We start from the raw sequence: 19,035 nt of genomic DNA, 5'->3' as shown, positions 1-19,035 counted from the left end.
GTGTAGCGCGCGGCCAGCCAGCGATGGGCCGATCACGCTGCAAGGGTGTAGCGCGCGTCGACCCGCAAGATGTTCTGCGCTAACGCTCGCCCTCGCTCTTATTTGGCCGAAATGTAGGCGATTAATTTTCTAACGCTCTTCCTCGCTAATTATGTGTGACAAAAAGGCGGAAAAACCGCGATCTGAAGCAAAATAAGACAATGGCGAGCGTTACAATTTTTAAAACCCCGTTTCACCTGCTCCCGAAGCCACTTTTCTCCAGAAAGCGTTAACCAGTATCTTTTCCCGCCTTTATCCTGAAGCTTGCCTCTCTTTAGTTCAACGAATATGGCTTTACTGGCCCTGGGGGGATAAAGGCGGAGAACTGTGTAACAATCAGGTGCCCTTTATCGCTGTGCTTCTTGCAAGTCTCTTCTTGCCGTATCCTGGGGCAAACGCCAGATAAATCGATTGAAGCCAGACAATTACAAGAACAAGGTGAAACAAAACATGAATAGTATTGGGCACGATTCCATTCATCACGGGCAAAAAAGCATGAGTGCTTCCGAACATAGCATCGTACCTCATTACCAGATTGTCATCCGCTCCGAACCAATAGGGAATCCACCATGCCGCCATTGCACCAGCGAAAATGCCTCCCAGATGGGCCACGAGCCAAATCCGCACCCACAGTGGATAAGCCTTGCCCAGGAACCACATTGCTAGCCCAAACACTATAAGAATGGAGGCAAAGTTAAACAAGGTGGCGCTTACAAGTTCTGAAGTCGTGTGCTGAGAGCGGATGCCTTCCAGATCATTTAAGCCTCCGAGGGGGATCCAGTCATGTGTAACCATAAAAAGCATAATGATCATCAAGCCTGCGGCGAATACTTTTTCAAAGTTGGAAATTGATCTGTCCATGGGCACCTCCATAATTAAAACGTGTTCATTTTTTGTCTTACCTAATTTTACCTCCTTGCTCTGATATGTCCCGATACTAAGGACTAGTTTTGGCTTCGGACTTCAGTCTAGGTACTAAAAAAAAGCTGCCTTGGAATAATAGGTAATGAGCTTAACCTTTTATGCTTTAAACTGTTGTAGAAGTACACCGCTTAGGCGGGGAGGGAGTGTCCGAAAAATGATTGGCAGCTGTAGAACTTTTCTAATAGGGATTGTGGTGATTCTCTTGCTGGGTCTCAGGCTAGGCTGCATACCGGGAAAAGCCACTGCAGCACCCCATTATCATCCGGAAGCACATACTCGTGAGGCGCCTCATACTCATCATAATGAAGAAAACTCCGAAATTAGTACGGAAGTGTCCTATGACGCAAACCGTCTTTTTGTTCAAATCCGAGACAAGGATGGCCGTTCTCCGGTTCTGACTGTTAATCATGAAAAAGAAATGCACCTGATCATTGTTTCCCGCGATTTGAAATCCTTTTTTCACGTACATCCCGAACGCCTGGACAATGGTGATTTTGCTGCTGATGTTCTCCTGCCTGATGGAGATTACCGCGTGTTTGTAGACATAACTCCGCGGGATCACAGTTATGCCGTTGCCGCTCACACTCTTGAGGTAGGAAATACAGATGAAGGCGAAGCTCCGCCTTTCTGGTCTGCAAGCCCATTGACCCAAGAAATCGAAGGCCGCCGGGTAACTTTAGAAGCCGGTCCAATCCATCTGCACGAAAGCTCCAATCTGCGTTTTCATTTACACGGAGCGAAGACTGAGCCATATTTAGGCGCCAAGGGCCATGTCGTCCTAATCGATGAAACCGCTCAAACGTACATACATGTACACCCTGTAGCGGAAGACGTTTTGGAGTTTTCTGCACATTTTGAAAAGCCGGGAAGGTACAAGCTGTGGGCAGAGTTTAATTTCCCGGGACAGGGGGTGCTAGCTTTCCCGTTTACAATAGAGGTTCCTTCTAAATAATCATTACGCTGCAGCATCCTTATTCCGGTTTCAGGACGCTCGATCCTATGCGATGAAAGAAGCGGGGCTTTCCAGCGGAAGGCCTCGTTTTAATTGAAAGTCTTGAAAAAGAAGGTTCAACCGATTTTCGGGTAGTATATAGTATAAAGATAGGGGTTCATTATGGATTGGCAGCACCCGCTGCTTTCGTCTTGCTTTACCTCCCCGCCCTGAGGCGGTTGCAACGGAGAAGCCCGCACTGCAACGCAAAAAAACGGAAAATGCAACTGCAAAATGACAAGGTTGCAACCTCTGGTAGGTAGTAGGATAACGACTTCTTGTTTACGATAGGGGTGAGGTGAGGAGAATGGAATTTTATCAAAAACTAAAACGATTAAGAGCACAAAAAGGCTGGTCCCAGGAGGAATTTGCGGAGCGCTTGCAAGTATCCAGACAAGCGGTAAGCAAGTGGGAGAATGGACAGGGCTTTCCGGAAACCGAGAAGCTGGTCAAGATGAGCCGCTTGTTCCAGGTTTCAATCGATTACTTATTAAAAGATGAAGATCAAGCTCTTGGAGAACAGGGAACAGCGGAAGATGGCTACTATGCCAGTCAAGAAGTCGTGGAAGCCTATCTACTAAGCAAGAAGCAGGGAGCGCAAAAGATCGCAGTTGGAGTAGCTATTCTTATAGCCTCTATCCTATTGCCTATGTATTTTCAAGAGGCGTTCGGTTATGTGTTGTTTATGATGATTGTCGCAGTTGGCGTAGCGATCCTGGTGTGGCAAGGTTTTACTGCAAAAGAGTACACAGAGCTTGAAACGCAGCCGCTAGTTTTTGACGAATCCTTTATTCAAGAATTTAGGCAGAAAAGCTCAGCCAATCGCAAACGCTATGGAATACTGATTGTCACCGGGATTGTGGTCATTATATTAAGCTTTGCAATCCCTTTTTTGATTAGCGAAACAGGGAATGTAGAAAGAGACCCGCTTCAAGCATTAATGCCGATTATATGGGCATTGGCCGTCTATTTGTTCATTATTGCCGGTTCAGCGATGAATTCGGAAAAATTAATTGCTTATAACGAAGAATATCGTAAAGAAAATGAAGAATATGAAGCTGAAAGCAAGCATTATTGGATCCATGCTGTTATTTGGCCCCTGACGGTAATTATCTTTTTGGGTATCGGCTTTCTATGGGACGCTTGGCATCCGGGCTGGCTCTTGTTCCCGACAGCTGCTGTCATTACAACTGCCTATACCGTATGGAGAAATTCACGAGACTAATCCCTTTTGTACCAGTGGTTTGGAAGTAAGGGGTCGCATAGAAAAACTGGATCGATTATACTAAATGTAAATAACTTCCTTGCGCTCAGGAGAAGGGGCCGGATGCTAGGACGCTCTTCCTGAGCGTAAGGCAGCTGAGGGAGGGCCGGCTTAGTCCGGCCTGTTGCCATCTTAATGAAATGGATTGCGTTTAATAAACTATTTGGGGGATATGGGTATGGAAGCGGTTACGATCTATAGACTCTCCGAATTGGAAGGCAGCTATATAGATCAGGCAGCAGAGGTTTATGTGGATGGCTTCTACAAACAATTAAGCTCGTTAACCAAGGACAGAGCCAAGTTAACTCGTTTCATTGCTGCTTCTTTTGTTACCAGACAATTTTTTGTCGCCGTGGCGGATGACCGGGTAGTTGCTATAGCTGCCTATTCAACCGAATATCAGGATGCCCAAAAGTTTGACAAGAAGACGTTAAGCGAGCTCGGCTGGCTGAATGCTTGGTTAATTGCGCTGTCCGCGAATATAAAAAACAGAAAAATCCCGAGTCATCAATGCTTAATCGAAAGTGTTACGACGGCCAGAGACTACCGCGGCCGGGGAATTGCCCGTCAATTACTGACCCATATGGTAAATCTCAAGGAATTCGAGGAGTATACTTTGGAGGTTGTTGATACTAACATTCATGCTGTGCAGCTGTACGAACGGCTTGGCTTTGAAGTGACCCGCAAGGTCAAAAAATGGCTGTTTCGAAAAAGAGCAGGCTATAATGAAACCTGGGTAATGAAAAAGCTGGTTCGCTAGAAATCGGAAAAGAATGTGCGTAAAGCTTCGATTTTATTCACTCCAAACCCGCTCACACGGATTTTTACAGCAATTCGTATCAAGAAGCGGTTCGTCTTTCCGTCCTTGTTCTGTTATCATGATTAACAATAGATTAATCAATGACAGCCTGGATGCTGTCTAACCATAACCCGGTTTGCCTGATCCGAATTTCGCCAACGCCAAGGCTAGGCGTTGCCCATCATGGAATATGGAAGTGAAGCGGTCTTGGAACCTTGGAAACGAACAATGTGGATACTATGGGCTGGAGTGCTGCTGTGCAGCTCGAGCTATACGATGGCGGTTCCTTTTTTACCGCTTTTTTTATTTGAGCTCGGTGTGGAAGACGAATCGGTCAATTTGTGGGCGGGGGTTGTCCATTCCTCGGCTTTTTTAGTTGGCGCGATTATGGCTCCGGTGTGGGGCTCTCTAGCGGATAAATACGGAAAACGAAAAATGGTGATACGCGCAGGGCTTAGTCTGGGCCTCATCTATGGATTGATTGCCTTTGTACAAACCCCGTGGCAGTTAGTTGTAGTGCGCATGCTGCACGGGTTAGTAGGGGGATTTGTTCCCGCCTCTATGGCGATCGTGGCGTCCATTGCTCCTAAGGAGAAGATGGGCTGGAGCCTCGGCATGATGCAGGCAGGAACGATGACGGGCGGCATTATGGGCCCTCTTTTTGGCGGGCTGTTAGCGGAAGGCTTTGGCCAGCGGATGTCCTTTCTGATTGCCGCCATCCTGATTTTGCTTGCGGCGGTTGCCGTCATTTTTTGGGTCAAGGAAGGCAATACCGTAATGCCGGGCAAACGGCAAAAGATGATTGAAGATTTGAAGTACGCAGTCAAAAGCCGGACACTCCTGCACCTGCTGCTTCTTCTGCTGATATTCCAAATGTGCATAAATATGGTCCAGCCGCTGCTGACCTTGCATATAGCCAACCTAAGGGGCAGTCTCGAAGGTGCCGTGCTGTCGTCGGGATTCATCTTTGCTCTAATTGGGGTTGCGGGGATTGTCGCTTCTCCAGTGTGGGGACGAGCCGGGGAGAAGAAAGGCTACGGCATTATTCTAACCTGCTGCCTAGGAATAGCCGGTGTTATGGCCGCTATGCAGTATTTTGTCTATGAGCTGTGGCTGTTTACGGTGGTGCAGTTTTTATTCGGGCTCTTTATGGCGGGCGTAGCGCCAACCATAAATACCCTGGTCGTCAACAACACGTCAGAGGAGTTTCGCGGGCGTTCCTTCGGTTTAACGGCAAGTGCCAACCAGTTCGGGGCGATGATTGGCCCGCTGCTTGGCGGTTTGCTTGGCTTATACCTGAATATTCATTGGATTTTTGTAGCAACTGGAGTGATAATGGCTGCAGCCGGATGGTGGGTATGGGTGCGATTTGTGCTCCGTCGGAGCAGCAATAAGCGCAAGAGTGCCACTTTGCAAGGGTGAGCTAGGACCCCTTCTTTAAGGCAGAGCTTGGCCGCTGCTTAGGTCGAAGCCAGAGCCGGTGTTTTGAGTCGAAGCCAGAGCCGATGCTTCGAGTCGAGGCCGGTGCCGGTGCTTTACAGCACTTTATAAAGGGTAGCAGCCGCATCCTCCTAATCGTTTTTAAATTAAGTCCGACTGCCTGGTAGTAAATTACATCAGGGAGTAGGGCTTATTTTCATATACGGGAGCTGTCTTATTTTCGCATTTCTGACCAGTTGACACTTGAAATGATCTGCATCTGTACATTTTTGTTTTTATCCTGGAGCTATACACTTAGGGCATCACGGAAGTCTGATGAACCAAAACAGTTATCGGGAGGAAAATAAAAGATGCGCAATCGTCTACCCACCTAACTTGCAGGCGGCTGTTCAGGAGCATCTGCACAGCCGGGGGTACCCAAGCTTTGTTATCGGGGAAATCAGGCCGGGCAGCGGCAAAGTGGAGTGGTAATGATACTGCTCTGCTCCACTGGCATAATGGAACAATCAATAGAACCGGCAGCCAATCATGACCTTGAGATTTACCCTTTATCACGGAGAAAACCGAGCTTCATTTTAAGAGAAGCCAAGCTTTCTCACGGAGAAAACCAAGCTTCACTCAGGAGGCGGATGCCTTGACGAATCTGGTCGGGTGACAGTCCGCCGAAGCCGACTAGAATGGACGGGGGCTTGTTCCCGTTAACCAAGCGATAGGGGGCGGAAGGATAGACCCTAACCCCTGCGGCTGCTGCCCGTTTAACCAATTCGGCTTCGTCCAATGACGAAGATGAAAAAGAAAGAACAACATGGAGACCGGCGGAGATGCCTTGGACGGATAGGCGATCTCCCATTCTTTTATTGATTTCGGTCAACAATACCTCTCGTTTCCGGGAATAGTGCCCCTTCATTCTTCGCAAATGCTTATCTAGGTGTCCTTGTTTCATGAACTCTTCCATCGTTTTTTTGCTGCAGCCGGGAGACCGGCTGATCGTAGCTGCCGAACCGCTGTTCCCTGTTGTGGAGGAGGTGCTTAGGTAGAACAATATATCCCATTCGCAAGGAGGGAGCGAGTGCTTTGGAAAAAGTACCAATATAAATGACATTATCCTCCTCGCTCAAGCTGAAAAGGGAATGAACAGGAGGCCCTTCGAAGCGAAACTCATGGTCATAATCATCCTCCAGAATAAGGCCTTTCTTCTGCTTGGCCCACTCAAGCAGCTCTCTTCTCCGCGGGAGGGACATATCAATTCCATATGGGAACTGGTGAGAAGGAGTGACATACACCCGGTTTACATTAGCAGCGGATAACGCTTCGACGGAAATTCCCTCGCTATCCAGCTCTATCGGGGTTAAGACGAAGCCCTGCCGCAGCCAAAGCTTGCGGATACCGTCATGAATTGCTTCTTCTACTCCCAGACTCCCCTTGGACTCAGGCAGCAGCCAGCTTAACCAAATGAGGGAATGCTGAGTGCCTGACGTGACAATAATTTGCGAAGGAGAGCAGAGAATACCGCGGGTTTGTCTCAGCCACTGCGCGATTTGCTCCCTTAACCCGATTTCCCCCTGGGGATCGCCATAATGAAACAACTCTTTGTGGGCAGGCTGCAGCAAGGAAATAGCCAGCTTGCGCCAGACCGCATAAGGGAAAAGCTCAGTAGCCATGTGATCAAAGCCGAAGTCGATGAAGCGAAGGGGGGAATTGCTTCCGTCACATGGAGCAGGCGGGACGGGGGGCGCGCTTCTTTGTGCGGATGAAGGAAGAACTGATGGTAGGAGCTGACTACCCGTTTCCTGCCAATCGAGCACAAATAACCCTCTTCTAGGCTGGCTCTCAATATAGCCTTCTGCGAGCAATTCCCGATAAGCCGCTTCCACAGGGCTGCGACTGATGTTGAGCTGACCGGCCAGCTCGCGGATGGAGGGCAATTTCGTGTGGGGCGCGAGTCTTCCCGTACGAATCTCCTCTTTGATATAGTCATAAATTTGCAGGAATAACGGTTCCGTACGCTGCTGGTCTAATCGGGGAATTAGCGGCATGGCCTGATCTCTCCTAGCGACAGTTGTTTTCGTTGACAGACAGGGTAGGCATGTGGAAAAAAATGACACGGAATAACGATGCAGTATAGGAATAGTATACTTGAAGCGGCCTGCAAACGGGAGTAATCTGCAACGCGGGCTGTAAATTGCCTTCCGTCGAGGAAAGCTTTGCGCTATAGAGTTCTTTTTGTACCACGTTTATTTTGCACAACGAAAGGCCACACTTAAGCCTAGGGTCTTTATTCCAATGTATAGTTATAAAAAACTATAGACTTCCTGGAACGACCTTGCTATTATGTTGAATAAGGTTTTGGTTACAACATCATGTTGAACGCATTACTGAATACCGTGAGCAAATTCATTGACGAGAAAGAGTAAGCTTGGACTCCTTGTTCTCCAGAGAGTTGGCCTTGTGCTGAAAGCCAACGTTCAAGACTAAGCTGAAAATCCTCTCCGAGAAGGAAGGCTGAAGAATGCTGAGTAAGCCGCCCCGGGGTCCCGCCGTTACAAGGGACGCGTATGATGGTACGTAGTAGAGTGCTGCAGCCGCCGGATTAGGATCGGTATGGCTTGCGGAACGAGGGTGGTAACGCGAGATGATGATCTCGTCCCTTAGGGGACGGGATCTTTTTGTTTTCAGCTGGAATGGGTGAAGTCAGCTTAGGTGCAAAACCTTGCAACATTTTCCCGAGCAAAAAGAATCGAAAGGAAGTGAGGGCCATGAACGAATCTAAAAAAGACCGGACCCCGGTCGACGTAAAGGAAAAAGCCGCCGCCCGTGAACAGCGGACAAGAAAGCATTGGACTGAGGAAAACACATTTCCTCGTTCCGTTCAGCAAAGAGAAGGGGCGCCCCGTTTTGTCTTATATGAAGGTCCACCGACTGCTAATGGCGCTCCTCACATCGGTCATGTGCTGGGCCGAGTTATCAAGGACTTCATTGGCCGTTACAAAACAATGACCGGTTACCAAGTCGTCAGGAAGGCCGGCTGGGATACCCATGGCTTGCCGGTTGAGCTTGGAGTTGAGAAGGAGCTGGGGATTTCCGGCAAACAGCAGATCGAAGCGTACGGGGTAGAGCCGTTCATCGAGAAGTGCAAAGAGAGCGTGTTCCGTTATGAACAGCAGTGGAGGGAGCTAACTGAGGCAATCGGCTATTGGACGGACCTGGATGCTCCCTATCTTACGCTCTCTAATGACTATATCGAGTCAGTGTGGCATATTCTATCCGATATTCATGGAAAAGGCTTGCTCACCAAAGGTCATCGGGTTAGTCCTTACTGCCCCAGCTGCCAGACGACCTTAAGTTCACACGAGCTTGCCCAAGGCTATGAGCAGGTCAAAGACCTCAGTGCTACGGTGGAGTTCAAGGATGTGAAGACAGGAGAATATTTTCTGGCTTGGACGACAACGCCGTGGACACTTCCTGCTAACGTGGCTTTGGCGGTTCATCCCGAACTGGACTACGTTAAAGCGAAGCAAGATAACAAGGTGTATATCGTAGCAAAAAGCCGCGCCTCACAAGTATTAAGCGGAGAATATGAAGTTGTTTCAGAGCATAAAGGAAGCGAGTTTACAGGCAAAACGTACGCAGCACCGTACCCTTCCGGCAGGGTGAAATCTGCTTACAGGGTCATTGCAGCGGATTTTGTCAGCGATGCCAGCGGGACCGGCATCGTGCATATCGCTCCGGCTCACGGTGAAGACGATTACCGGGCGGCTCAGCGCGCTGGCATCGACATGCTTCAGATTGTCGGGCTCGATGGCTGCTATCTTGAAGATGCGGGTGCTTTGGCCGGACGCTTCGTCAAAGATTGCGATCTCGATATCATTAAAGATTTGGCCGCCCGGAAGCTGCTGTTCGCCAAGGAAAAGATCGAGCACAGCTATCCCTTCTGCTGGCGCTGCAAAACCCCGCTTCTCTACTATGCGCTGGATAGCTGGTTTATCCGCACAACGGCTGTGCGGGATCAACTGCTGGCCAATAACCGCACGGTTGAATGGTACCCGCCCTCCACAAGGGATGGCCGCTTTGGCAAGTTTCTGGAAGAGCTCGTCGACTGGAATGTCAGCCGAAATCGCTATTGGGGGACGCCGCTCAATGTCTGGATTTGCAAAGCCTGCGAGCATGAGCTCGTCCCTGATAGCATCGCTGCCCTGCGGAGTCATGCGGCCAAACCTCTGCCCGAACCGTTGGATCTGCACAAACCTTACGTCGATGGTATCGAGCTCAGCTGCCCGGCTTGTGAAGGAGGAAAGATGATTAGGACGCCGGAGGTGATCGATGTTTGGTTCGACAGCGGCTCCATGCCCTTCGCGCAGCATCATTATCCGTTCGAGAATAAAAGCCGCGCCGAAGAGCAGTTTCCGGCTGATATCATCTGCGAAGGCATCGATCAGACCCGGGGATGGTTTTACAGCTTGCTTGCAGTATCCACCATGTATACTGGGCGAGCTCCCTATAAAGCGGTCATTGCGACAGGCCATATTCTCGATGAGAACGGGCAGAAGATGTCCAAGAGCAAGGGAAATGTGGTCGACCCCTGGGAGATCATTGACCAGTTCGGAGCCGATGCCTTCCGCTGGGCTCTTTTGTCCGATAGTGCGCCCTGGTCCAGCAAACGCTTTTCGCGAACGATTGTAGCTGAAGCGAAGTCCAAAGTGATCGATACGTTGATGAACGCTTTTGCTTTTTATAGCCTTTATGCTTCGATTGATGGTTTCGTGCACCATGCAGATACGGCGCAAGCAGCGGGTACGGCGCAAGCAGCGGATGCGGCGCAAGCAGCGGACCCCGGTCATGCAGTTGGCGATGCTGAACAATCAGGCATAAGGCAGGTGCTGGACCGCTGGATTCTGTCCCGCTTGAACGGAACGATAATGGAAGTTCGCACTGCATTGGAAAGCTATGACTTTATGAAAGCCGCCCAAACGCTGGAGGAATTAGTTGATGACTTCAGCAACTGGTACATCCGCAGGTCGCGGGAACGGTTCTGGGGGAGCGGGTTATCCGCAGATAAATTGGCAGCTTATGAGACCACACACCGGGTTCTGACTGTCACAAGCCAGTTAATCGCGCCTTTTGCTCCCTTTCTGTCCGATGATCTGTATCGCGGTCTGACCGATGGCGGCAGTGTTCACTTAACAGATTTCCCTGAACCGGAGGAGGCGGAAATCGACAGCGGGTTGGAGCGGGAAATGGGTCTCGTCCGTCAAGTCGTGGAGTTAGCCCGCTCTGTCCGCAATGAAACCGGGCTCAAAAACCGTCAGCCGCTGGCAGAGCTCATCGTGGTTTCGGATGTCGCGCACACTATACAGCCTTATGCCGAAATTATTCGTGATGAGCTCAATGTCAAATCGGTTAGGCTGGAAAAGCAGGACAGCGATTTAACCGAGTATACGCTTAAGCTGAATCTGAAATTGGCGGGACCTAAATACGGGAGAAGAGTTGTTGAGCTGCAAGAAGCATTGCAAGCGCTCCGGCAGCAGGACATTGAGGGGATACTGCAGCATCAGCAATGGAGCTATGAGACGATAGCGGGGGAGACTCTAGTGATCCCTGTGTCGGAGCTTCTTATTGAACGGCAGGCGGCTTCCGGCTACTCCTCAGCTTCCGCCGGCGCTGTTACCGTCGCCCTGAATACGGAAATTACCGAGGAGCTGGCCAAAGAAGGATTTGTCCGGGAAGTGATCAGAGGGGTTCAGGATTTGAGAAAGCAGCAAGGGCTTCCAGTAGAAAAGCGAATTAATCTCGTGCTCTACGGAGATGAGGGAGTTCAAGCCACGCTTGAGCAATATCGGCGGTTATTGGAGGAGAATGTGCTAACCCGGACGATTCAGTTTCAGCAGCAGGATGGGATGGCGGAACTGCAGGTTGAAGATAAAAGGGTCTATGTCTTTCTTGGCTAATCTATATAGTTTGAACTAATCAATCAAGCGACTAGAAAAGTCATGTGAAAGGTTCTTCCGTGCTTACGAAGCGAGTTTTCTTACGAAAACTTTGAGTTCCAGAATTCTTTAATGAACAGGCAAGCAGAGTGGAAATCCGGAAACAAAGGCGACCGCTTCGCGGCACATGCTCCCTAAGCCGTTTTCCTGCGGATAGCGTTGACCGAATCCTTTCACATTTTATTTTGAAGCTTACCTTTCTTTAGTTAAACTTATCCAGCCTTTGCAGGTAGTTAAGAAAAAGGGAAGCAAGTAAGGGCAACAAGGACTGTCCAATAACTCCTATTTTCTCTTATATTCATCAACTATAGCTGCAATCACACGTCTGCCCCATTCCGACAGTTCGGATCCTTTTTTATTCCAATCGTATGAGATCAGCGCTTTCCACAAAGCCCAGCCCCGCGCACGATTAATCGTGTCTTCTCCAAAACCCATACGGTCAAAAAAAGTGATGCGACTTCTGCTATCTAAGAAGTTCCACGCGATCACCAGGTCGCTGGAAGGGTCGCCGACGCCCATTGTACCGAAATCAATGACACTGCTCAGCCTCCCATTTTTTGCGAGGAGGTTTCCAACGGCGATGTCGCCATGTACCCAGACGGGTGCAGCGGAATATTTTGTGGCGAGGGCAAGCTCCCATATTTCGGTCAATAGTTTTGTATCATGGGTGCGGGTAATTTTGGCAAGTACGGATCGGGTATCCTCTTCATAGATGGTGAGGTCACCCCCACGGTGGAAATTTTGGGCGCCTGCAGGTACACCTTGGCTTGCATCGATCGCTTCGAGCTCCTTAAGGAATGCTGCAAGATCTTCAGCGAATTCGGTCATATCGCGTATATTGGAATGCGTGACCGTGTCACCTTCAAGCCATTGACTGATTGACCAGGGAAGCGGGTAGTCTTTCGTGGGCTCGCCTTTTGCGATAGGGACGGGTATTGGAAGTGATAGCTGCGGTTTGAAAACCGGAAGCCATTTGATCTCTTTCTCCACTGCAGAAGCATAACGCTCGTGACTTGGCAGGCGAACGGACATTTCCTCGCCCAGCCGATAAGTGCGGTTATCATGTCCGCTTTTTTCAACGGGTTTCACGGTTAGATGGCTCCACCGGGGAAACTGGCTGGCGATTAACTGGCGTACAAGTTCGGTTGTCACTTCAATCACGGTCCCACTCCTATCCCGTTTTGCACAAAGTTTAACAGTGCGCTTGCTGATCAAGCAATGGAGAAAATGAATATATCGAACTATAAGCAGAAAACATTCAGGCGATTAGAGATGCTGTCTGTAAATTTTCTTTTCTATCCTTGAACAGCTGTGTTACAATAACGCTAGATGGAAAGCCATGTGTAACTGGCGGAGCGTGGGGAACCACGGGGGAGCACATGGAACAATAGCCGTACGCCTGGGCACAAGTATTCGGAAGGTTAGCCTTCCGGATGCTTTTTTTGTTTTGTTGCAAGCAAAAGATATGGCTGTGCACAAGTCATAGCTGGAAAACACGACAGAACCAAACCCAACTAGGCTTTGGCGCAGCAATGGGAGGCGGTTAAAATGGAAAAGCTGTTAAAGACTAAGGAGTTGGCCAGTCAGCTTACGGAATCAATTTAAACAGAAGTGAAAGCGTGGAAAGAAAAGCAGGTGGAGCCGACGCTGTGTGCCTTTCTGGTGAAGGGGGATCAGGCGTCCGAATATTACGCCCAATCGAAGGAGCGGTTCGCCCGTAAGCTCGGAGTGGCATTCCTTCTTAAAACGTTTGAGCCGGATGTAACAGAAGCGGAACTATTGACCGAGATTGAGAAGGCAAACGCGGATTCTTCTATTCATGGAATTATGCTGGAACTGCCAATGCCTGCATCGATTCGAGCCGGCAAGCTGCAAGAGGCAATAGCTCCGGGCAAAGATGTTGACGGCCTGACTCCAGCCAATCAATTGGCTTGCTTTACAGGTACCCAGGGACTGTACCCGGCGACACCGCAGTCCTGCATTCGCATCTTGCATCATTTCGGATTTCCGCTGCGGGGAAAGCACGTTGTGCTGATCGGAAGAGGGGAAACCGTTGGCCGTCCCCTCATGCAGATGCTGCTTAGAGAAAATGCTACGCTGACGGTCTGTCATTCTCACACCAAGGATATCGCTTCCCATATTGCACAGGCGGATATTTTAATTACCGCAGCAGGCAAAGCAGGCCTGGTGACCGTTGATGGGATTCATGAGGAGCTTGTCATTGTGGATGCGGGGATCAGCGAGATGGCTGACGGGAGCGGGATTACAGGAGACGTAGATCCGGCGGCCTATGAGCAGGCCAAAGCGGTAACGCCTGTACCGGGTGGAGTAGGGACGCTGACAACCGTTATCCTATTCGAAAACTTGCTGAAAGCTGTGAAATGGCAAATAACCGGGCATTTTGCATAATTGGGTCTATATCTCCATGCATTACAAGGATGTGGGATATATGAATTGTCTCAAAGAAAGGATGATCGGAAATGAGCGGTTTCAATCAGACTTTAACCTCCTTCTTGAAAGAGGCAAGCTCCGCTTCCCCAACTCCGGGAGGAGGCAGCGTTGCGGCTGTGGCCGCAGCTCTGGGGGCTTCTATGGGTAGCATGGTTGCAAATTTGACTACAGGCGAGAAGTTCAAAGAAGTTGCGGATCAAATGGTGCATGTGGCTGAAGAGATGGAAGCGGCTATCTCGGAATTTGAACAAATTTTCGTTAAAGATATCGAAGCGTTCGCCGAGTATATGCAGGCATTAAGTTTACCTAAAGCGACAGAGGAGGAAAAGAGCCTGCGCTCCACCGCCTTGAGAAAAGCGGCCAGGCAGGCGGCGGACGTTCCTTTCCGCTTAATGAAGCTAGGTCACGGTTTGATGGCAGCGCTCGACCGTATAGCTGCTAAGGCTAACCGGAATGTGCTGTCCGATCTCGGAATAGCAGCAATAATGGTGGATGCTGCCGTGCAATCGGCCTGGCTTACCGTGAAGATTAACCTTCCGGCTGTCAAAGAAGAGGAAACGGTCCGCCGCTACCAAGAAGAGGGCAGCCGGCTGCTGCAAGAAATCGCCGATTGGAAAGGATCCATCCTGCAGCAGCAGGCAGAGTGAGCTTTCGAACAAGCCCTTTGCTTTGCACAATTAAGCTTCCTTATGGTTTGCTGAGTATTAGTTGGCCTGGTCATAAAGGCGAGCGACCTCTTCCTGAATCCGGCTGACATCGATTCGCTCAAATAACGCTTCCGGTTTGTTCAGCTGGCTGCCGGGAGCGAGCTCGATATAGCTCCAGTAAAGGTCCGTATCTTGAAGCTGGAAGAAAGATTGCAGCCGGCGGCAGGAAAAGGGCAGAAAAGGGGTTAGCAGGTTAACTAAATTAGCTATGATTTGCACGCAAGTGTAGAGTGTGGACTCGCAATCGGCCTTTTGTTCTTTCAGCTGAATCCAGGGCTTTTGCTCGTCAAAGTATTTGTTGGCTCCGCGAATAAACGAAAAGATACATTCCAGAGCCGTTTTCAGCTTGCCGGCTTCGAGATAAACGCCGGCCTCCTTATATAATTCCTTCAGCAGTTCCTTGATTCGGGCATCCGTTGTTCCCTGAGGAACCTCCCCCTGCAAAAACTTGTCTATAAATACCAGAGAGCGATTGGCAAAATTGCCAAATGCCCCGAGAAGCTCGCTATTGTGGCTGTATATAAATTCTCTCCAGGAAAAATCGGTATCCCGATTCTCCGGCCCATTCATAATTAGAAAATAGCGGATGGTGTCGGGGTGATATCGTTCCAGCAAATAGGGGACCCATACAGCCCAATTGCGGCTGGTAGAGAACTTTTTGCCTTCTAGCGTCAAATATTCGCTCGAAATGATTTGATCCGGCAGACGTGGCGAGATTCCGCTTCCCATCAGCAAGCAGGGCAAGATCAGACTGTGAAAAGGGATGTTATCTTTACCATGCACATAATAGGATTTGGAATCCTCTTCCCAGTAGGGTTTCCAATCCTTTCCCGTTTCCTCCGCCCACTTCATGCTGGCTGACAAATAACCGCTTACTGCTTCAATCCAAACATAGATTTTCTTCCCTTCATATCCCGGCAGCGGGACGTCTACTCCCCAATCCAAATCACGAGTTGCCGCTCTGTCCATAAGGCCTTCAGCCAAGTATCTTTTCGTTAGGTCCAGAGCGTTGCTTCTCCAATTTGTCGCCTCTTTCAAGTAGGCTTCCAGCTGTTGCTGAAATTTCGATAACGCAAGGAAATAGTGGTCTGTATAGCGAACCTCAGGCGGGTGTCCGCATAGCTTGCAGGTTTTGTGCTGAAGATCCAGAGGGTCCAGAAGAGAGGAGCAGTAATCGCATTGATCCCCGCGTGCTGTCTGACCGCAATGGGGGCAAGTGCCTTCTACATAACGGTCCGGCAAAAAGCGATTGCATTCCGCGCAATAGGTTTGCTCTACCTGTTTGGAATACAGGGCTCCTTGTTCGACCAGTCGTAAAAAAAGCTGCTGCACTACCGAGTGATGATGCGGATCATCAGTTCTAGTGTACAGGTCGTAGGAGAAACCCAGCTTGTTGAAGCATTCTACAAATTCCTTATGATAGCGGTCAGCAATTTGCCAAGGCGGTAAATTCTCCTGCGAAGCCAGGATAGAAATAGGGGTGCCATGGCAGTCGCTGCCTGAAACGTAGAGCACATCATCTCCCTTTAAACGGTGATATCTAGCCAGTACGTCACCGGGAAGTATGCCGGCCACTCGTCCTAAATGCAGTGAACCGTTGGCGTAAGGCCAGGCTCCTCCATGCTGCATCCAACCTCCAATAATCCATATTTTTTGTAGTGAAATCATACGGTAAACCCATAAATGTCCTTCAAAGTGCAGCAGTCGTGTGCAGCTAAATCCGATTAAGCAGTTCGGGCTCAGACAACAAAAAAACTCCCATCCCTGAAGGGACGAGAGCTTACTCACGCGGTACCACCCAAATTTATCCTGAGCCTCACGGCCAGGTCCTCTTCGGGTACGGCATGACTGCATGCTTATACCCTAGTGCGATAACGGGCACACCCGTTGCAGCCTACTTCCTGAAGTCCTATTGTTATCCGGCAAATGAGTTCCGGATAGCAATAATGCCACATTAATCACCATAATACACAATAATGCGGCAGACTATCAGGTTTCGGTGCACAGCTCAGAGACCATATTCATGAGAGTTTTCTTTGCTCCTTCTCAGCTACCGGAGCTCTCTGGCGAAAGAAAAGGGACTCACTACTCTTTCTCTTCCATGCATTTGGATTTGTATGAATTTTCACTGAATTTCTTGTTGGTTTCGATTATAGCCGATAAGGTGTAAATGTGCAACAGAGGTAATCCAGTACTGGGGTGATCCATAATCTTATTATTCCTTTGGAATAGACGCTTCAGTTGGTATCGCGGTCTCCGCCGTTTCGTTATTGTTGTGCACGGGGATCACGTCCGGATCGCTATAGCTGGCTTGAACCTCGGGAGTTACAAAAGCTTGAATAAATTCAAGCGCCTTTTCCGGCTTCTTGGCGGAAATGCTCATGGCCGCAATTAACGGTTCCTCGGCCGGGTAGGAAACGATTTGGCCAAGCGGCCCTTTGATTAGATTGACTCCATAATTGTCCCAGGGCTGAAGTTCTTGAACATAGCCTAACTGCAACAGCTTCGAGAAGTGATGGGAGTCCACCAGATACACATCAGAGTGTTGGCTTAACAGGGCAAGCGCGCCGCGCTTCGCTATAGCCGACTCATATTCGTCAGCAGGGTCGAGGGGGATGGAAATGCTGCGAAACCCAAGCTGCCAGGAGTCAGGCAAATAGGCTGCCAATTCCGCGCGGATGGCCTCGGCCTCGGGCTCGAGCTCCAGATCCGAAAAATCGCCTACCAGTGTCACGGTCACGTCCGGGTTGGGTTGAGCCGCGGCTTCCAGCTTCATATGCTGAAAATGATTATAGCTTTGAATAGCTGCCAGTAGGAACACCACGAACAAACCTAGAAAAATAACGTGGAATTTATAATAAAAAAGAAATTCATCTATTTGTTCGGCAATTCCGGCGAAAGAGCCAAAGCGCCCGTAGCGGTGTTCGCGGTACTCTGCCAATTTACGGGTTCTTTCCTGCTGGAGCCATTCTTTATAGTGGCGGTCGACCTGTCGGAATTCCACTTCCTCCAGGTCCGTCAGCGTTCCCTGCAGGAGCTTCAAATGGACTCTTCGGGAAAGCAGCTCGTATCGTCGTTCGATATCTTGCGGCGAGAGAGTGTCGCCTGATATTTTCATGGATGCTCACCTCATGAATAGCTTTCCTCGGTTGGTGAATTTTTACCCTCAGCATTTTGTATAAATCGAGTTGGATTTTAATCTCCCCGGAAAGGAGCAACACGATTTAGTTCATCTAGGATCTTATCTTTGCAGGATATCTTTTCAGCGGAGAAAAAGCGTGGAATGGCGAGAAATAACATGAAAAAGCGTAAAAAAGCGTAAAAAAGCGTGAAATAACCTTGGTATGAGAATAGTGGTGACAAAGCGGTGGAAAATGTATGCGATAATAGTCGTGCCATTGAATTCTCAGGCACAACTCCAGCATGAAAATAGCAAGGTTCGCAAGGTTCGCGGGCTGCACGGGCTTGTTGCCTGTTGTTGCCTGCATGGGATTGGAGTGCGATTGCCCGAGATTTGTATGACAAATCGTACAAATGCAAGGTCTTTAAGCTATTAAGGGCCTGCAGCCATCTGCAGCCAGTGTTTCAGACGAAATTTCGTAGCAAGTTATGGGATTGAGGCGCGATTACCCGAGATTGCTCATCATGCGGAGAGTTTATAAGAGGGGTATTTTCACGGAAAAACCGCATACAATCACCGCCGCAGGGTGCTCCTGGGCGAAATGTATGCGGAAAACCGTATAGAAAGAGCGGTACCGGGGTGAAACCGCGAAGGGACTGTCCAGAGTCAGTGTATACTGGCTCCTGGACAGCCCCTCTTAGCGAAAGACGATGCAGCGCTAATTCATTTTCCATAAGACGATGCAACACATTACGCAATACATTACGCAATACATTACGCAACACATTATGCAACACATTATGCAACCTGTTGTGCAGCACGGTTGGCTCCTATAACAGGCCGTTCAAGTTTTAGGGTTACCGGTAAGTGTTCTTGAAAGGATAGCTGGTGTCAACCTGCCACCTGCAAATCCACTTCAATATTATTCTTAATGGCTTTTGAATATGGACAGGTGTCATGAGCCAACTGAGCAATTTCTTTCGCTTCTGCTTGGCTGGCACCGGGAATGCGGATGATCAGCTTAACGGACAGCTGAAAGCCGTCCTTCTCAAGAAGGGCAACCTCTGCAGTCACTTCAGACTGATCCGCGTCAATGGATTTGTTCTTGGCCGTCATCTTCAGAGCACTGTGAAAACAAGCTGCATATCCCGCTGCAAACAACTGCTCCGGATTAGTTCCCTCTTGCTGTCCTCCCTTAGGGGAGGTAACCTGTAAATCGAGCAAACCATCCGAGGAGCGGACGGTGCCGTCACGGCCCCCATGGGAGGTCACTTTAGTTGAGTAGATCGTCTTCATAGGCTCTCCCTCCCTCAAT

General features: G+C 49.4%; 15 protein-coding genes, 1 riboswitch and 2 other annotated features. Of the genes, 8 read left to right on the top strand and 7 right to left on the bottom strand.

Features of this window, described 5'->3' with window-relative positions; translation table 11 throughout:
• Window positions 1–375: 375 nt before the first annotated feature.
• Window positions 376–900: a hypothetical protein gene (locus PSHG_RS20565; protein ID WP_010277088.1), complete on the bottom strand. Its 525-nt coding sequence runs from the start codon at window positions 898–900 to the stop codon at window positions 376–378.
• 217 nt (window positions 901–1,117) lie between these two features.
• Between PSHG_RS20565 and PSHG_RS28505 the strand changes: the two genes are divergently transcribed.
• The 5 genes from PSHG_RS28505 (at window position 1,118) to PSHG_RS30750 (ending at window position 5,928) form a co-directional block, all read left to right on the top strand.
• Entirely contained in the window at window positions 1,118–1,915 is a 798-nt protein-coding gene (locus PSHG_RS28505; RefSeq protein WP_010277085.1) for a hypothetical protein, read from the top strand.
• 346 nt (window positions 1,916–2,261) lie between these two features.
• Window positions 2,262–3,179 (top strand): helix-turn-helix domain-containing protein, encoded by a 918-nt coding sequence (locus tag PSHG_RS29600; RefSeq protein ID WP_010277082.1) that lies wholly within the window; start codon window positions 2,262–2,264, stop codon window positions 3,177–3,179.
• Window positions 3,180–3,396: 217 nt separating this feature from the next.
• Complete coding sequence (locus tag PSHG_RS20550) at window positions 3,397–3,978, top strand: GNAT family N-acetyltransferase (protein ID WP_010277079.1); 582 nt, start codon at window positions 3,397–3,399, stop codon at window positions 3,976–3,978.
• A gap of 222 nt (window positions 3,979–4,200) precedes the next feature.
• The gene (locus PSHG_RS20545; RefSeq protein ID WP_010277078.1) at window positions 4,201–5,439 is read left to right on the top strand and encodes an MFS transporter; all 1,239 of its coding nucleotides are present in this window, start codon (window positions 4,201–4,203) and stop codon (window positions 5,437–5,439) included.
• A gap of 333 nt (window positions 5,440–5,772) precedes the next feature.
• Window positions 5,773–5,928, top strand: coding sequence for a hypothetical protein (locus PSHG_RS30750; RefSeq protein ID WP_157213480.1), 156 nt, complete (start codon window positions 5,773–5,775; stop codon window positions 5,926–5,928).
• 124 nt (window positions 5,929–6,052) lie between these two features.
• Here the strand turns inward: PSHG_RS30750 and PSHG_RS29595 are convergent, their stop codons facing one another.
• Complete coding sequence (locus PSHG_RS29595) at window positions 6,053–6,400, bottom strand: aminotransferase-like domain-containing protein (protein WP_052310084.1); 348 nt, start codon at window positions 6,398–6,400, stop codon at window positions 6,053–6,055.
• On the bottom strand, window positions 6,378–7,493 hold the full coding sequence (pdxR, locus tag PSHG_RS28495) for a MocR-like pyridoxine biosynthesis transcription factor PdxR (RefSeq protein ID WP_010277075.1): 1,116 nt from the start codon (window positions 7,491–7,493) through the stop codon (window positions 6,378–6,380). The genes PSHG_RS29595 and pdxR overlap by 23 nt, the downstream gene beginning before the upstream one ends.
• A 352-nt stretch (window positions 7,494–7,845) precedes the next feature.
• Window positions 7,846–8,109: a binding site (T-box leader), on the top strand.
• Between the two features lie 104 nt (window positions 8,110–8,213).
• On the opposite strand from pdxR, the gene ileS reads away from it, so the two are divergent.
• A complete protein-coding gene (gene ileS, locus PSHG_RS20530) occupies window positions 8,214–11,402 on the top strand; it encodes an isoleucine--tRNA ligase (RefSeq protein ID WP_010277072.1) in 3,189 nt (1,062 codons plus the stop codon).
• 321 nt (window positions 11,403–11,723) lie between these two features.
• Here the strand turns inward: ileS and PSHG_RS20525 are convergent, their stop codons facing one another.
• Window positions 11,724–12,602, bottom strand: a complete 879-nt coding sequence (locus tag PSHG_RS20525; RefSeq protein ID WP_010277069.1) for an aminoglycoside phosphotransferase family protein — start codon at window positions 12,600–12,602, stop codon at window positions 11,724–11,726.
• 172 nt (window positions 12,603–12,774) lie between these two features.
• A riboswitch (ZMP/ZTP riboswitch) is annotated at window positions 12,775–12,853 on the top strand.
• Window positions 12,854–13,052: 199 nt separating this feature from the next.
• Between PSHG_RS20525 and PSHG_RS28490 the strand changes: the two genes are divergently transcribed.
• Complete coding sequence (locus PSHG_RS28490) at window positions 13,053–13,850, top strand: bifunctional 5,10-methylenetetrahydrofolate dehydrogenase/5,10-methenyltetrahydrofolate cyclohydrolase (RefSeq protein ID WP_010277066.1); 798 nt, start codon at window positions 13,053–13,055, stop codon at window positions 13,848–13,850.
• Between the two features lie 71 nt (window positions 13,851–13,921).
• The gene (locus PSHG_RS20515) at window positions 13,922–14,539 is read left to right on the top strand and encodes a cyclodeaminase/cyclohydrolase family protein (RefSeq protein WP_010277064.1); all 618 of its coding nucleotides are present in this window, start codon (window positions 13,922–13,924) and stop codon (window positions 14,537–14,539) included.
• Between the two features lie 57 nt (window positions 14,540–14,596).
• Here the strand turns inward: PSHG_RS20515 and metG are convergent, their stop codons facing one another.
• From metG to PSHG_RS20500, 3 genes are all read right to left on the bottom strand, one after another.
• Window positions 14,597–16,228, bottom strand: a complete 1,632-nt coding sequence (metG, locus tag PSHG_RS20510) for a methionine--tRNA ligase (RefSeq protein ID WP_010277063.1) — start codon at window positions 16,226–16,228, stop codon at window positions 14,597–14,599.
• 136 nt (window positions 16,229–16,364) lie between these two features.
• Window positions 16,365–16,710: a binding site (T-box leader), on the bottom strand.
• Window positions 16,711–16,814: 104 nt separating this feature from the next.
• The gene (locus tag PSHG_RS20505) at window positions 16,815–17,717 is read right to left on the bottom strand and encodes a hypothetical protein (RefSeq protein WP_010277062.1); all 903 of its coding nucleotides are present in this window, start codon (window positions 17,715–17,717) and stop codon (window positions 16,815–16,817) included.
• A gap of 894 nt (window positions 17,718–18,611) precedes the next feature.
• Window positions 18,612–19,016, bottom strand: a complete 405-nt coding sequence (locus PSHG_RS20500) for an organic hydroperoxide resistance protein (RefSeq protein WP_026021509.1) — start codon at window positions 19,014–19,016, stop codon at window positions 18,612–18,614.
• Between the last annotated feature and the right edge of the window lie 19 nt (window positions 19,017–19,035).

The sequence above is a fragment of the Paenibacillus senegalensis JC66 genome, assembly GCF_000285515.1.
Classification (GTDB): domain Bacteria; phylum Bacillota; class Bacilli; order Paenibacillales; family NBRC-103111; genus Paenibacillus_L; species Paenibacillus_L senegalensis.
The sequence above is the reverse complement of the archived record's forward strand: the minus strand, read 5'-3'. Positions and strand labels throughout refer to the sequence as shown.

What these genes read in the sequence shown, in the direction of transcription:
- PSHG_RS20565 (WP_010277088.1), bottom strand. Translation starts at nt 900, where the DNA reads ATGGACAGATCAATTTCCAACTTTGAAAAAGTATTCGCCGCAGGCTTG.
- PSHG_RS28505 (WP_010277085.1), top strand. Translation starts at nt 1,118, where the DNA reads ATGATTGGCAGCTGTAGAACTTTTCTAATAGGGATTGTGGTGATTCTC.
- PSHG_RS29600 (WP_010277082.1), top strand. Translation starts at nt 2,262, where the DNA reads ATGGAATTTTATCAAAAACTAAAACGATTAAGAGCACAAAAAGGCTGG.
- PSHG_RS20550 (WP_010277079.1), top strand. Translation starts at nt 3,397, where the DNA reads ATGGAAGCGGTTACGATCTATAGACTCTCCGAATTGGAAGGCAGCTAT.
- PSHG_RS20545 (WP_010277078.1), top strand. Translation starts at nt 4,201, where the DNA reads ATGGAATATGGAAGTGAAGCGGTCTTGGAACCTTGGAAACGAACAATG.
- PSHG_RS30750 (WP_157213480.1), top strand. Translation starts at nt 5,773, where the DNA reads ATGAACCAAAACAGTTATCGGGAGGAAAATAAAAGATGCGCAATCGTC.
- PSHG_RS29595 (WP_052310084.1), bottom strand. Translation starts at nt 6,400, where the DNA reads ATGAAACAAGGACACCTAGATAAGCATTTGCGAAGAATGAAGGGGCAC.
- pdxR (WP_010277075.1), bottom strand. Translation starts at nt 7,493, where the DNA reads ATGCCGCTAATTCCCCGATTAGACCAGCAGCGTACGGAACCGTTATTC.
- ileS (WP_010277072.1), top strand. Translation starts at nt 8,214, where the DNA reads ATGAACGAATCTAAAAAAGACCGGACCCCGGTCGACGTAAAGGAAAAA.
- PSHG_RS20515 (WP_010277064.1), top strand. Translation starts at nt 13,922, where the DNA reads ATGAGCGGTTTCAATCAGACTTTAACCTCCTTCTTGAAAGAGGCAAGC.
- metG (WP_010277063.1), bottom strand. Translation starts at nt 16,228, where the DNA reads ATGCAGCATGGAGGAGCCTGGCCTTACGCCAACGGTTCACTGCATTTA.
- PSHG_RS20505 (WP_010277062.1), bottom strand. Translation starts at nt 17,717, where the DNA reads ATGAAAATATCAGGCGACACTCTCTCGCCGCAAGATATCGAACGACGA.
- PSHG_RS20500 (WP_026021509.1), bottom strand. Translation starts at nt 19,016, where the DNA reads ATGAAGACGATCTACTCAACTAAAGTGACCTCCCATGGGGGCCGTGAC.